The sequence below is a fragment of the Mucilaginibacter sp. JRF genome (genome assembly GCF_015223065.1).
Classification (GTDB): domain Bacteria; phylum Bacteroidota; class Bacteroidia; order Sphingobacteriales; family Sphingobacteriaceae; genus Mucilaginibacter.
The window spans coordinates 328,353-342,679 of record NZ_JADFBY010000002.1 but is presented as its reverse complement, the minus strand read 5'-3'; the positions used below and the strand labels follow the sequence as shown (position 1 = coordinate 342,679).

10 protein-coding genes are annotated in these 14,327 nt (G+C 45.3%); 7 read left to right on the top strand and 3 right to left on the bottom strand.

Annotated elements, in window-relative coordinates; all coding sequences use genetic code 11:
* Positions 1–24: 24 nt before the first annotated feature.
* The 4 genes from IM792_RS06905 to IM792_RS06890 all read left to right on the top strand — a co-directional run bounded on the left by IM792_RS06905 (position 25) and on the right by IM792_RS06890 (position 5,616).
* Positions 25–834: a TonB family protein gene (locus tag IM792_RS06905; protein WP_194101101.1), complete on the top strand. Its 810-nt coding sequence runs from the start codon at positions 25–27 to the stop codon at positions 832–834.
* A 185-nt stretch (positions 835–1,019) separates the two neighbouring features.
* The gene (locus IM792_RS06900; RefSeq protein WP_194101100.1) at positions 1,020–2,312 is read left to right on the top strand and encodes a folylpolyglutamate synthase/dihydrofolate synthase family protein; all 1,293 of its coding nucleotides are present in this window, start codon (positions 1,020–1,022) and stop codon (positions 2,310–2,312) included.
* Positions 2,313–2,413: 101 nt separating this feature from the next.
* A complete protein-coding gene (gene mgrA, locus IM792_RS06895; RefSeq protein WP_194101099.1) occupies positions 2,414–3,403 on the top strand; it encodes an L-glyceraldehyde 3-phosphate reductase in 990 nt (329 codons plus the stop codon).
* Between the two features lie 107 nt (positions 3,404–3,510).
* Entirely contained in the window at positions 3,511–5,616 is a 2,106-nt protein-coding gene (locus IM792_RS06890; RefSeq protein ID WP_194101098.1) for a M48 family metallopeptidase, read from the top strand.
* 32 nt (positions 5,617–5,648) lie between these two features.
* On the opposite strand, the gene IM792_RS06885 is transcribed toward IM792_RS06890, so the two are convergent.
* Entirely contained in the window at positions 5,649–7,310 is a 1,662-nt protein-coding gene (locus tag IM792_RS06885; protein ID WP_194101097.1) for a RagB/SusD family nutrient uptake outer membrane protein, read from the bottom strand.
* A gap of 28 nt (positions 7,311–7,338) precedes the next feature.
* On the bottom strand, positions 7,339–10,353 hold the full coding sequence (locus tag IM792_RS06880) for a SusC/RagA family TonB-linked outer membrane protein (protein WP_194101096.1): 3,015 nt from the start codon (positions 10,351–10,353) through the stop codon (positions 7,339–7,341).
* Between the two features lie 492 nt (positions 10,354–10,845).
* Between IM792_RS06880 and IM792_RS06875 the strand changes: the two genes are divergently transcribed.
* The 3 genes from IM792_RS06875 (at position 10,846) to IM792_RS06865 (ending at position 13,733) form a co-directional block, all read left to right on the top strand.
* On the top strand, positions 10,846–11,529 hold the full coding sequence (locus IM792_RS06875) for an SGNH/GDSL hydrolase family protein (RefSeq protein WP_194101095.1): 684 nt from the start codon (positions 10,846–10,848) through the stop codon (positions 11,527–11,529).
* A gap of 110 nt (positions 11,530–11,639) precedes the next feature.
* Positions 11,640–12,734: an AI-2E family transporter gene (locus tag IM792_RS06870; RefSeq protein ID WP_194101094.1), complete on the top strand. Its 1,095-nt coding sequence runs from the start codon at positions 11,640–11,642 to the stop codon at positions 12,732–12,734.
* A gap of 42 nt (positions 12,735–12,776) precedes the next feature.
* Positions 12,777–13,733, top strand: a complete 957-nt coding sequence (locus IM792_RS06865) for a 3',5'-cyclic-nucleotide phosphodiesterase (RefSeq protein WP_228084970.1) — start codon at positions 12,777–12,779, stop codon at positions 13,731–13,733.
* Here IM792_RS06865 and IM792_RS06860 read toward each other — a convergent pair whose 3' ends face one another.
* Positions 13,734–14,318 carry a hypothetical protein gene (locus IM792_RS06860; RefSeq protein ID WP_194101093.1) on the bottom strand — a complete coding sequence of 195 codons (585 nt, stop codon included), beginning with the start codon at positions 14,316–14,318 and terminating at the stop codon, positions 13,734–13,736.
* Positions 14,319–14,327 lie beyond the last annotated feature (9 nt).

Genomic DNA, 14,327 nt, shown 5'->3' with positions numbered 1-14,327 from the left:
ACTGAATACTGCACACTGAAAAGAATGGATTACCGCGAAGAAAATAATTATCCCAAGGCATTTTTGGCAACGGGCATTATACTGGCTGTGGTGCTTGCGCTGAGCTACTTTATAGTGCTGCATTCGCTGCCCAAGCAGGAGGATGGCACCGGGGGTATTTTGGTGAACTATGGTACTGTTGACGAAGGTATGGGCGATGCTTACATGAGCATGGAAGAACCATCGGTAGCTGAAAAGGCGAACAATACCCGCCCCGACAAAGTTACCCCTGCCCCACCAACTGAGGAAAAGGTGCAGGCCGATAACAGCGACAAAAATGTAGTTACCCAAAATAACGAGGACGCGCCCGAAGTGGCCGCCAATACCAAAACTCCAAGCCCAACGGTAGCCACCAAGCCCAACAAAACCGAAACCAAACCGGTGGTAAACCAAAATGCTTTGTTTAAGGGCAAAACCAACAATGGCACCGGCAGCGGCGATGGTACAGGCAACACCCCGGGCAACCAGGGCAAAACAACCGGTACCACGCTTACCAACAGCTACGATGGTACAGGCTCAGGCGGTGGCGGCGGTGCAACATCAGCACCGGGATGGGAAAGAGCACCTTCAAAACCGGATGTGGGCAATCGTTTTAACGGGAAGGTAGTTATTGAATTTACGGTAGATAATAGCGGCAACGTAATTAGTGCCGGTGTTGGTCGTGGTTCAACATTGTTAGATGATGCCCTGGTAACCAAATGTATACAGGCCGTACGCAACGCCAAAGTAACACCATCATCAAGCACAGCAGATGGCCGTAAATACACCCAGGTATTTGTATTTAAGAATCAATAAGTTGGTGAGTGGTCAGTAGTGATTAGTCATTGGAGATTGGTCATTAGTCACTTGACATTTGTGAACTGAATATTCATTAAAACAATTACTGCTGTCAGATATTGACGATCGTTATAATATACTGACCAATGACCATTGTCAAATGATTAATGCCCAATGACCATTGCCTACTGACTACTGACCATATGACCTACGCTGAAACCCTCGATTATCTGTTCAGTCAGTTGCCTATGTTTACGCGCATTGGGGCATCGGCCATAAAAAATAATCTGGATAACACCATTGCCCTTTGCCAACTGCTGGGCGATCCGCATAAAAAATTCAAAAGCATACATATTGCCGGTACTAATGGCAAAGGCTCCACATCGCACATGTTGGCCGCCATATTACAAACCGCGGGCTACAAAACCGGACTGTACACCTCCCCTCACCTAAAGGATTTCAGGGAACGCATCCGCGTTAACGGCCAAATGATACCCGAGCAAACAGTTGTTGATTTTGTAGAATACTATAAGGCCGACTTTGAGCGCATACAACCCTCATTTTTTGAGATGACGGTAGCGCTGGCCTTTGATGTTTTCGTTAAAGAGAATATAGATATAGCCATTGTTGAAGTAGGTTTGGGCGGCAGGCTCGATAGTACCAACGTGATCACGCCGCTGCTATCGCTCATTACCAACATAGGTTGGGACCACATGAACATGCTGGGCAATACCCTGCCAGAGATTGCTGGCGAAAAGGCGGGCATCATCAAACCCAATATCCCCGTCATCATCAGCGAACGGCAGGATGAGGTGGCCGATGTGTTCATCAAAAAGGCTCAAGAGCTAAATGCCCATATCACCTTCGCGGCCGATGTGTGGCAGGTAGAAGTTACCGGGCAACAGGATGATGCCTTGATACATAAAAACATTACCGCTAACAACGGCAGCCAAACATATCAACTGGATATTGACCTTACCGGCACCTATCAGCAAAAAAACATAAAAGGCGTTTTGCAAGCGGTTGAACAGTTGCGCACGCAAGGTTTTATAATAACCGATGAGCATGTACAACAAGCCCTTAGACAGGTAAAAGTATTAACCGGCTTGCACGGTCGCTGGGAAGTACTCAGCACCTCGCCCCTAACTATATGCGATACCGGCCATAACCCCGACGGTGTTGAGGAAGTACTGAAAAACATTGCCACCGTTAAGTACCGGCAACTGCACTTTGTAATAGGCATGGTGAACGATAAGGACATAAGCAAGGTACTGGCCATGCTGCCGAAGGATGCCAACTATTACTTCTGCAAACCTGATATTCCGCGCGGACTTGCCGCGGAGGACTTGCAGGTTATGGCCAATGGTTTTGGTTTAACGGGCGATACTTATCCATCGGTAACATCGGCGCTCAATGCCGCGCAGATAGCGGCCGGGGCTAACGATCTGGTATTTGCCGGGGGCAGCACCTTTGTGGTGGCCGAGATAGTTAAGTAGCGCAGCACACACTTTTGCTCATTCGTTAAAAAACGTGATAATTTAATACCGCGTTTGCCTCAAAAGCCTATTTTTACCGCCAACCAACTCATTAAAATATAATGACATATCAACCTGCAAAAAACAGATATCAGAACATGCAATACCGCCGTTGCGGTAAAAGCGGCATTAAGCTGCCCGCTATATCATTAGGCCTGTGGCATAACTTTGGCCATGTAGATGTTTACAGCAATTACCAAAAAATACTGCACCTGGCTTTCGACAGTGGCATCACTCACTTTGACCTGGCAAACAACTACGGCCCGCCTCCGGGATCGGCCGAGGAGAATTTTGGTAAGATATTGAAAGCCGATTTCAGGGGCTATCGTGATGAAATGATCATATCGAGCAAGGCAGGTTATACCATGTGGGATGGTCCGTACGGCGATTGGGGTTCAAAAAAATACCTGGTAGCCAGTTTAGATCAGAGCCTGAAACGCATGGAGCTGGATTATGTCGACATCTTCTACCATCACCGCCCTGATCCGGAAACACCGCTTGAAGAAACCATGCAAGCGTTGGATCTGATCGTGCGTCAGGGTAAGGCATTGTACGCCGGTATATCCAACTATCCGGCAGATCAAGCCGAAGAAGCCATCAAAATATTGAAGCAGCTGGGTACGCCATGCCTTATTCATCAGCCTAAATACTCTATGTTTGAGCGTTGGGTTGAGGGCGGTTTGCTGGAGGTTTTGGAAGATAACGGCGTAGGCTGCATCCCTTTCTCGCCATTGGCGCAGGGGCTGCTTACCAACAAATATCTGAATGGTATTCCGGAGGATTCTCGTGCGGCAAAATCAACCGGGTTTTTACAGAAGGATCAGGTTACCGAGGCACGCATCAGCCAAATAAAACAGTTGAATGATATTGCCGTACAACGTGGTCAAAGTCTGGCCCAAATGGCCCTGGCCTGGTTGCTGAAGGATGAACGCATAACATCGGTACTGATAGGCGCCAGCAAACCCGAGCAATTAGCCGACTCGCTGAAAGCGCTGGATAATATCCAATTCTCGGCAGATGAACTGGCCGGTATTGAAAGCATACTGAAATAACGGTTTTAACAATATTAATGGAAAGGCTATGTAATAATTACATAGCCTTTTTTTGTATTAGCCCAAAACTTATTATTTTGAGCCGGTAATAACCTTTGCTTTATTTCATGAATACCACAACACATCCTAAACCCGACAGATCGATAATTCAACCCTCAAAAGCTTTCAGGCAACAAATAATGCGCTCGGTAAATGCCATTGTGCTGTTTGTTATTGTTTACCTGCTATTACTATTAGGCGCAATAGTTTGTGCCGTAATATTTGGCGCCTTGGGCGTGGGCCTTATGGCATTAAAAATACATTGGGTAACATTAGCGCTTGGCCTTGGGCTCATATTTTCGGGGCTGATGCTGGTTTACTTTGTTATCAAATTCATCTTCAAAAAAACCGGTGAGGATACTGATGGCCGTTACGAAATATTCGAGGCCGACCAGCCCGAACTGTTCAGCTTTATCAGGCAGTTAACCACCGAAACAGGTACCGATTTCCCGAAACACGTTTACCTATCGCCAGAGGTTAATGCTTCGGTTCACTACAACTCCAGCTTTTGGAGCATGTTTTTGCCGGTGCGTAAAAATCTTACTATCGGCCTGGGATTGGTGAACAGTCTTAACCGGTCGGAGTTTAAATCGGTATTGGCGCACGAGTTCGGTCACTTTTCGCAACGCAGCATGAAATTCGGCAGCTATGTATATAACATGAACAAGGTGATATACAACATGCTGTATGATAACGAAAGCTACGAACGCATTATTGATAAATGGGCAGGCTTCCACTCCTTTTTTAGAGCCACGGCTTGGCTAAATGTGCAAATTATTAAAGGCATACAGTTTATACTTCAAAAAGTATATGTGCTTTTGAACAAGAACCACATGGGCTTATCAAGGCAAATGGAGTTTCATGCCGATGCTATATCGGCTTATGTTGCAGGCTCAAACAATGCCGTTACCGCATCAAGGCGAATTGGTATTGGCAGCATGTGCTACAATACCATACTAAACTATTGGAATGCCGAGATAAATAATAAAAAACGGGCCGATAACTTCTACCCGCAACATAGCGAAATCATTAAACATTTTTCGGCACATAACCAGCTTGCGTTTGATGCTAACGGGCTGCCAGTGGTAAGCCATCGTATTGCCGCGCTTGATAACGAGCAGGTAGTTATTGAAGATCAATGGGCATCACACCCTTCAAGCAAGGATAGGGAGGCTGCGCTTGAGGCACTGAACATTCAGCAACCCGTTGAGGACGACAGCGCCTGGACATTGTTTAACCACGCCGAACAACTGCAATGTGAGTTTACGGATAGAATGTACTCATCTATTAACGATAGCAACCAGTTTGTAAAAGTTGATTTCGCGTCTTTTAAAACAACTTATTACAAACAGGTTGATGATGACAATTATCAACCCGAATACCGGGGCTATTATAACAGGCGCCCGGTAAATACTTTTGATATTGACGAAGCCATACAACAAGCGCAAAACACCAACACCGGCCTTACATTTACCTACATTTTTACCGACGAGAAAAGCAACCTGCCCAAACGTGTTAACTCGCTTGCCGATGATATTGCCAAACTGGATGATATTATTGAAAAGCGTGTTGAAAAAAGCGTAAAGACCTTTGACTTTAAAGGATCGAAATACAAAAGTATTGAAGCAAGCGCTGTTAAGGATATTTTGGTACAGGAGCAGCAAGATGCCGAAAACCAGATAAAGGAACTGGATAAGCAACTGTTTATTACGGCCTACACCAATGCTGATGCTGGCGAACAACAAAAGCTAAAAGATGATTATGCCCTGTTATTTAAATACCAGGAGCAGGATAGTAATGACTATGAGGTATACAGCAATACATGGGCGGCGCTATCGCCGTTGTTCAATACTATGCCTTATGCTGATATTGAGCGTGCAGTTAACCAGCTATACAAAGTTGAAAAGCGCTTAAAGGAACGCCTGAACGAGATAGCCAACAGCAACATATACAAGGCTGTTACTACCCCTGAACAAGCGGAAGCCATTGAAAAATACATATCAAATAAATGGACATACTTTACACATCCCAATTATGACAATGAAGCCATTGGCGCGCTTGAGGGTGCATTGGTCAGTTACTTTGATGTAATAAACGAGCGTACGTTCAAGTTCAAAAAGGAATTATTTGAGCTACAACTCGCAGCCCTTAATAACAAAAAAGCAGGCTTGTAGGCCTGCTTTTTTGTTGAATATACCCGTGGTTATTAATAGCCCGGGTTTTGAGTTAATTTAGGATTGAGTATTACCTGTTGCAATGGTATAGCATACAGGTTACGGAATTGCTGCGATGGCTGATGATCCCACCAGCTGCCTGTGGTGAATTTATTGAAACGGATCAGGTCATCCCTGCGGAAGCCTTCAAAAATAAACTCACGGCCACGCTCGTCAAGCAACTCATCTAAGGTAAGCGTTGCTGTGGTGTAGGCATGGTCTGTCCAGTCGGCAGCGCTGTAGGCGCGTTTCTTACAGTCATTTATCAGGGTTACTGCCTCGCCGGTAGCTATGCCACCATTTTTACGCATTAAAGCTTCGGCTTTGGCAAAGTATATCCAGGTTAAGCGGTACAGGTTCCAGTCGGTATTATTGTAGTTAGGGTTTGGCGGCGTACCATCAAAACCAGCAAACTGGTTACCTAAACGATATTTGTTGAAACGCACACCGCTGTTCTCCTCACCATCGCTCATGGTTGATGATGTACCGCCCGATTTATTGCGACGGATGTTATCAACAAACACCAGTTGCTGACCATCGTACTCGTTACCACCGCGGCTAATTACAGGCTCATTAGTTTGAAAATCAACCTGCGGACCGATCAACAACCACTCTGATTTACGCTGATCCTCATCATCATATTTGGTATAGTTACCCGGTACAACCACAATACCATCATTACCATTACGGCTACCGCCATAAATATACTGTTGCTGAAAGTGGAAGAACTCACCTGTCCACGATGGCTGGAAGTTAGCCTGCTGAAACTCATAAGCTATAGAGAATATGCTCTCTTTTGACAGATTGTTATCAGGCTTAAACGCGTCAAGAATGTTGGTATCAAGTGCCATAGCACCATTCAAACCACCGGCTTCGTTATTGATCAGCTTATCGGCAGCGGCAATACAATCATCCCAACGCTGGGTGCCTGTCCATGCTTCGGCATTAAGATAAAGCTCAACCAGCATAGCGTAGCCACCGGCCTGGCTCATACGGCCCAACATACCTTTTGATAGTTTTGGCGCCTGTTCAATGTTGTCTAATATTTCCTTCTCAATAAAATCGAACACCTCTTTACGGGTTGAGTTAGCCGGATACTGATCAGTTGGTACCGGCTCTGATGGGCTCTCGGTAACTATCGGAATATTACCGAACAGATCCATCAGTTTAAGATAATGGTAAGCACGCAGTAGCTTTAACTCGGCTATATATTGAGATTTTTCCTCCTCGGTTAAGCCGATAACCGCGGCATCCTGTTTTTCAATATTTTGGATAGGCACGTTACACAAACCTATACCCCAGTACATCAGTACCCATGCCTGGTTCAGGCCACCCTCGTCAACTGTCCAGGTGTGGTAGTGAAAGCGTTTCCACTTACCGCCATCCTCACCGTGGCGGCCTTTGGTTGGCCATGCCAGCTGATCGCCCGACATTTCGGCAGCGCGCCACCAGCTATCCTGACCTGATGGGGTTCCCCAGGCATTGGCATGTGTATATGGCCTTAACACGGCCGAAATTATCTCGTTACGGTTGGTATAGAATTGATCGCTTCTTAGCGTATCATACGTACTCTCGTCGAGCTTGGTACAGGCATCTAATGATAACAGCATGGTACCCGCTACGGCGATCTTCAATATATTATTCTTGATCTTCATGACTTTCTTTTATGTGAATAGAGGTTAATTAAAATCCAAGGCTTACACCTAATAAGAACGAGCGTGTGCTTGGGTACGGACCACGGCCATCAATACCCGGGCCGAGGCCTGTATCAGGCACAAAGTCAGGATCGTTACCGCTGTAGCTGGTAAAGGTTACCAGGTTTTGGCCGGTTACGTAAGCGCGCAGGCTGCGTACCTTTTTAGTTTTAAGCTTGAAATTGTAACCAAAAGTAACCTCATCAATTTTCAGGAATGAGCCATTCTCCAGGTAATAGTCTGAATACATGTAGGTATCATTGATCTGAGCGTATTTGGTAAAGGCATCATTAAGCAGGTTACCGCCCGATACTTTATTACCGTATGACAGGGCTGTAGTGTTCAGGATGTCGAAATCAAATTTACCACGCATAAATACACGCAGGTCAAAATTCTTGTATCTGAAGTTGTTGGTCCATGAGGCGTAGTATTTTGGTATAGCGTTACCAATTGGTGCCAGATCGGTTTGATCGCGGTATGGCGAGTTATTGATCTCGGCATTTGATATCTTTTCGCCATTACGGTTGTAGAATAACCATTTGCCATCATCAGTAAAGCCGGCAAAACGCTTACCCCAAAACTGGCCAAGCGGGCCACCCTCGTAAGTGCGTATAGCGTTACCCAGATCACCGGCACCACCAATACCACCAAATGAGCGCATATCAACCTTGAATATATCATCAGAGTATGAATCCAATGTGTTTTTGGTTGTACTTGCCGCAACATCCATATTCCATGCAAAATCCTTGTACTTAATGGCTGCAAAGCTTACGGCCAACTCAATACCTTTTGCTGATATGGTACCCACGTTAGCGTAGATATTATCGCGCACGTAAGGTGGCTGCGGAGTTACGTATGAATCTAACAGATCGACCGTTTTACGCTGAAACAGGTCGAGCGCACCGGTAATACGGTTGTTGAACAAGGTGAAATCGGCACCAATGTTAAGCTCTTTCTTTTTCTCGTAACGCAGGTTCGGGTTCGGGTTACGGTCAGGGCCATAGGTTTCTCGGTACTGGCCATCAGGATACAAGTATATACCACCCGTGCCTAAAGTAACCAGCGATGCGTAGTTGTTAAAGCCTGAGTTACCGGTAATACCGTAACCAACACGCAGTTTCAGGTTATTTACAAAGTTTACATCCTTCATAAAATCCTCCTCGCTGATGGTCCAGCCTGCTGATGCCGCCGGGAAGTAACCCCATTTATGGTTGGCACCAAAACGCGACGAACCCTCGCGGCGTAAACTCACCTGTAACAGGTATTTATCTTTATAAGCATAGTTAACACGACCTAAGAAAGCGATAAGCTTATCATCATTTTTAAAGCTTGACATGGTGGCTTTGCCTGATTGCAGCTGGTTACCCGCGCCCAGGTTGTTCTCCATAAACCTATCATTCAGGAAACCGTAGTTGGCTGCCGAAAAGCCTTCGTAAACATTGTAACGGTAGCTATAACCTAATACGGCGTTGATGCTATGGTCGTCAGCAATTATTTTGTTGAACTGGATGGTTGGCTCAAAAGCATAGTTTTGGCTTAATTGAGTTGAGCGCTCGGCATAGCCACCACCCTGGTAAATATCATTCTCGCGCGAGAACTCGCCGTATATACTGCGGTACAGGCCATCAATATAGCTGTTACGCTGTACCGATCCGAATATCGAACCTTTTAAGCCTGGTATAAATTCGTACTCGGCCTTACCATCAGCTGATATGGTTGACTGCTGGCGTTTGTTAGTTTCCTGCTGTAAGCGGGCAAACTGGTTAGTACTGGTATTTTCAAAGTAGAAAGTTCCATCCTCATTATAGTTTGATAATGTTGGGTTACGTATAAGCTGATCTTCCCAGCCATCGCCACCCAAAAGATTGATCTTGGCAAAGTTACCTGCCAGGTTTACGGCTACGTTAAGCTTATCATCCAATCCTTTTTGGTTAACGCTTAAGCGTACGGTGTATTCCTTACGACCGTTCTCCTTAGCAAAGCCTTGCAGATCGCGATAGTTAACGCTGGCGCGGTAGTTTGTTTTGCTGGTACCGCCAGTCATGGCAAAGTTGTGGTTTTGCGACAGGTTACCGTGGTTAACCAACTGGTCAAAAAAGTCTGACGAGTTACCGTAATCGGTACCGGTTATCTGGCCCGAGGCTAAACGTTCCCTGAATTGCGCTGCCGTCATAAAATCAGGTATGCGGGCCAGGTACTCTTTACGGAAGTAGTTAGAGTAAGTGAACTGTGCCGGGCCTTCTTTACCTTTTTTGGTAGTTACCAAAATTACACCCGCGTTGGCGGTTGTACCGTAAATAGCCGCGCCCGAACCATCCTTCAATACGTCAATAGACGCGATATCATCCTGTTGTAACAGATCGAGGTTACCGCCGGGTATACCATCAATTACCACCAATGGCGATGCGCTACCTGTTAAAGTGGTAACACCACGTAGCTGTATGCTGGTACCGGTATTAGGGTTACTGCCCGAGCGGCTTATTTGCAAACCAGCAATTTTACCCTGAATAAGATCCATTGGGTTACGCGCGCCGCTCTGCCTAAAGTCCGACGTATCGGCGTGGCCCGTGGCCGAGGTGATCTCTCCCTTTTTTTGCGAACCGTAACCTACTACCACCACGGTATTCAATCCGCGCGATTCTTCAAGCAGGGTTACGTTAATATCAGTTTGGGTACCTACGGCTACATCCTTTGAGGTAAAACCTATTGAGGTTACGGTAAGTACTGCATTATCACCAGGTACGGTGATCTTGAACTTACCATTCATATCTGAGGCTACGGCTGTTGTTGTGCCTTTAATTTTTATAGTGGCGCCGGGTAGTGGTAATTTTTGCTTATCAACTACAGTACCGGTAATTTGCTTTTGCGCAAAGGCCTGAAGTGATAACATGCTGCTGAATAGTACAGCTAAAAAGAAAGTGAGCTTTTTCAGGGGTGGACCCTGATTGGATGTGCATTTTTTTACATGCGGACGCACCCCCGCCAGGTTAAAAGTGATCTTCATAAGATAAATTTATAAGGTGTGTAAAACCACATGCCGAGGGTAGGCACGTGCAGTATAGTTTAAATCGGCATCTAACCTATAACTTTATTTATTTAAGCACAACAAAAATATTTTTCCACATTTAAAACAATGGCTTAAATAACACTTAAACGCATCAAAAAATTGATAAACCGTTTTATTTACAGCGAAATGAAGTTTTTTGTAATATTCCCGTTACAGTTAAACCTTTTAGCAAAACTTACAGTAAAAAGGCTCGAATAACTTATAATTAAAAGGCAAAACCTTTAAGAATATCCGAACCTACACCCGGCTAATATGGAAGTTTTGATCATCCACTTTAAAACTTTTGCCTCCACCATCACCAAGCATGGTTTTTATAACCGTATATCCCGCTATTGGCGGATATTTTGCCATAATAATTGTATTTTTAACAGGCATACTTTTAGCGCGATACTTTTGCCGCAACGTACCCTCGCAATACCCCTATCATACATGAAAATTATTTTTGCCGCTGCTTTACTTCTGCTACTTGCATCGTGCCGTAAAACGAATGATGATGCATCATCAACCAGTCGCGTAAAGGTTATTAATGAGGGCATCCCTAAATATACCTCGGCCGATGTTGCCGCCGAAGTTGATGGCATGTTAACCGAAAAGCCCAAACTGGTGGTGTTGATGATAGGTACCAATGATGTATCGCGCATGGGGCCCTATAGTGATTATGCCGATAACCTTACACACATTATAGGCCGTATTAAGCATGCCGGAGCCAGGGTTTTACTGATGAGCCCGCCACCAAGAGGCATTGATGTAATTACAAGTCCCGATTATTTTTTGAACGACCGTAACGATACCATTGAAACTATTAACGACTCCTTAGCTCGCGAGCTGAACTGCTATTACCTAAACATCAACAAGGCCTTTAAGGATGCCGGAACCCCAAATGCTACCAAAAACAGCATGGTATATAACGCCATAAACAATGCCTCAAAGCCCGATGGCATACACCTGACTATAACAGGCAAAGAGTTTATTGCTGATACCCTGGCTGCATATATAAAGCAAAACTTTACCGAAGATGAATACCTTATTGTAGTTTGTATGGGCGATAGCCTTACGGCAGGCGGCTCAACAGGGTATCCGGCTTACTTGCAAAAAAAATTAAGGGCAAAATAACATCGTTACAATTACTGTTTATCAGCCCCTTACACAATATTTTTCACTAAGCACAATATTCAAAACATTCGCATCAAAATCCTGTTAGGTTCATAACTTTAACAACAGTTATGACCGGCAGAAAATTACTCCCCCCTTTTTACGAACAACTTGCTTTAGTACTTATCGGCATCATATCGCTCAGTTACCTGGTGATATTAGGCAAAGAAATACTTGACCCGCTTATGTTCGGGTTTTTATTTGCAGTGCTGCTGCTGCCCGTGTCTGATTTTTTGGAGCGTAAACTCAGGTTTCCGCGCAGTATTTCGTCATTCGCGGCAATCATTCTGTTTGTTGGCTTTATCAGCTTGGTGGGCTACCTGGTGGGTTCGCAAATATCATCGCTGGCATCAGACTGGCCTATGCTAAAAACCCAGATCACGCAATCAATAGATAGCATTCAAAGCTGGATTGAGGTATCGTTCCACATCAATACCGACAAGCAGATGAACTACGTTCACGATACCACACAAAAGATCATGGAATCGGGTACTGTGGTGCTGGGTACTACCTTCGGGGCGGTATCGTCATTGCTGCTGTTCTATGTATTTATACTGATATTCACCTTTTTTATACTGTTTTACCGCAGGTTGCTGATACGCTTTATTATGCGCGTTTTCAGCGATGACCATTCAACCACCGTGATGGATGTGGTGGAGAACATCCAAAAAATACTACGCCAGTATATTGTTGGTTTAATACTGGAGATGGTAGTTGTATCGGGTATAACCTGTGCCGTTTTTTGGATATTGAACGTTAAGTACGCCGTGCTGCTGGGCATTATTGTAGGCTTGTTCAACATCATTCCTTATATAGGCATATTTACAGCATTGCTGTTAAGCTGCATTGTAACTTTCGCTACCGGCAGTGTGCAGCAAACGGTTACGGTTGCCGTATCGGTAATTGGTATACACGCGCTGGATGCCAACGTGTTGCTACCTATCATCGTAGGCTCAAAAGTACGCTTGAACGCGCTGATTACCTTTATCGGTATTATTGTGGGTGAGATGATTTGGGGGCTGTCGGGTATGTTCCTTTCCATCCCGGTCATCGCCATCTTCAAGATCATATTTGACCGTGTGCCGAGCCTTAAACCTTGGGGCTACCTGCTTGGCGGCGAATACGAGTATGAGGACAAAGCCCAAAAAGAATTGAAAACCGAATAATAGCCTGTTTTGATGTAGCTTTGCGCATCAACAAATAATACTATGCCCGGTAAATTTTTGAGGTTATTGGCTATCGCGATGCTGTTATTTATGTCAGCATCGGCACAAAAAAAAGCACCATCATTCAGCATCATTCCGTTAGGTGTTAAGGGTGGTATTGACGAGAGCAACCTATCAGCCTATATGGTTAGCGCGGCAGGCAGCAATAACTATATATGTATGGATGCCGGCACGCTGCACTCGGGTATTGAAAAGGCCGTGAGCAAGCACACCTTTAAGGTACCAGCCGAAACGATACTCAAGCAATACATCAAGGGCTACTTTATTTCGCACGCGCACCTCGATCATGTGTCGGGCCTCATCATCAACTCGCCCGAGGATAGCACCAAAAGCATTTACGGGCTACCATCGTGCCTCGAAACTATCAAGACCCACTATTTTACCTGGGCAAGCTGGGCCAACTTTGCCGATGACGGCGAGAAACCGGCACTCAAAAAATACTCGTATAAACCTATGGAACCGGGTAAACCGGTTACCGTTGATGGTACGGGGCTAAGCGTACAGGTATTTCCGCTGAGTCACTCTAACCTTGTTGGGGCTGCCTATTTGGTAAAAAACAATGATGCTTACGTACTTTACCTGGGCGATACCGGACCCGATGAGGTAGAGAAAAGTACCAAACTGCGCGAACTATGGCAGGCCATTGTCCCGCTGATCAGCAAGGGGGAATTGAAAGGCATTATGATAGAGGTATCATATCCTAACGAGCAGCCTGATAAAAGCTTATTCGGTCACCTCACGCCTAACTGGCTGATGAAGGAGATGCAGGTGTTACAAAGCCTTACCGGCGAGGGTAAACTAAAGGGCTTTAACCTGGTGGTTACTCACGTTAAGCCTCCGCAAAAAAACATCGAAAAGTTAAAGCAGCAGCTTAAACAGCAAAACACGTTAGGCCTGAATTTGATATTCCCCCAACAGGGCAAGCGAATAGAACTCTAATTATTGCGTTTCGAGCAGATCGACGCAGTTTTTGGCTAAGGTAGCAAGGCGGGCCTTTATTCCGGCCAATCCGGCGGTATCATTTATTTTTTTGTAGAGCGAGGTAATGGTGTTCATGGTATCCTCATTCGGGTCGCAGGCCTGGGCTTTTTCCAAGTGGGCTATAGCTTTTTTTACCGATGTAATGTGTGCCCAACGGGTATCGGGAGTTGAATTAGCCTGAACTTTTTTCTCGTTATCCTCGGCCTCCTTTATATAAATGTACCCCAGGGCAAGGTGCGCCACATAGTAATTGGGCACATGCGCCACTACCCTTTCGTAATACACTTTGGCTTCGGCAGGTTGCCTTTCCTCGTAAAGCTTCCCTAATATATTATAGTAGTTAACACGGGCTTTAGGTGGCAGTGCGGCGGTATCGGCCATTATTTGTTCGGATACGCGTTCGGCATTGTCGGTATTGCCCTCAAACATAGCCATATTGAGATCGAGGTAGCTATCAAAAACAGCGGCGCTATCAACTGTTTGCGCTTTGGCAAAGGTGCCGCACAGCAGTATCATCACACAAAACATTACTCTTTTAAGCACGATAAATGT

Coding starts and splice junctions, on each gene's coding strand:
- IM792_RS06870 (WP_194101094.1), top strand. CDS start 11,640: ATGACCGGCAGAAAATTACTCCCCCCTTTTTACGAACAACTTGCTTTA.
- IM792_RS06885 (WP_194101097.1), bottom strand. CDS start 7,310: ATGAAGATCAAGAATAATATATTGAAGATCGCCGTAGCGGGTACCATG.
- IM792_RS06875 (WP_194101095.1), top strand. CDS start 10,846: ATGAAAATTATTTTTGCCGCTGCTTTACTTCTGCTACTTGCATCGTGC.
- IM792_RS06900 (WP_194101100.1), top strand. CDS start 1,020: ATGACCTACGCTGAAACCCTCGATTATCTGTTCAGTCAGTTGCCTATG.
- mgrA (WP_194101099.1), top strand. CDS start 2,414: ATGACATATCAACCTGCAAAAAACAGATATCAGAACATGCAATACCGC.
- IM792_RS06880 (WP_194101096.1), bottom strand. CDS start 10,353: ATGAAGATCACTTTTAACCTGGCGGGGGTGCGTCCGCATGTAAAAAAA.
- IM792_RS06905 (WP_194101101.1), top strand. CDS start 25: ATGGATTACCGCGAAGAAAATAATTATCCCAAGGCATTTTTGGCAACG.
- IM792_RS06865 (WP_228084970.1), top strand. CDS start 12,777: ATGCCCGGTAAATTTTTGAGGTTATTGGCTATCGCGATGCTGTTATTT.
- IM792_RS06890 (WP_194101098.1), top strand. CDS start 3,511: ATGAATACCACAACACATCCTAAACCCGACAGATCGATAATTCAACCC.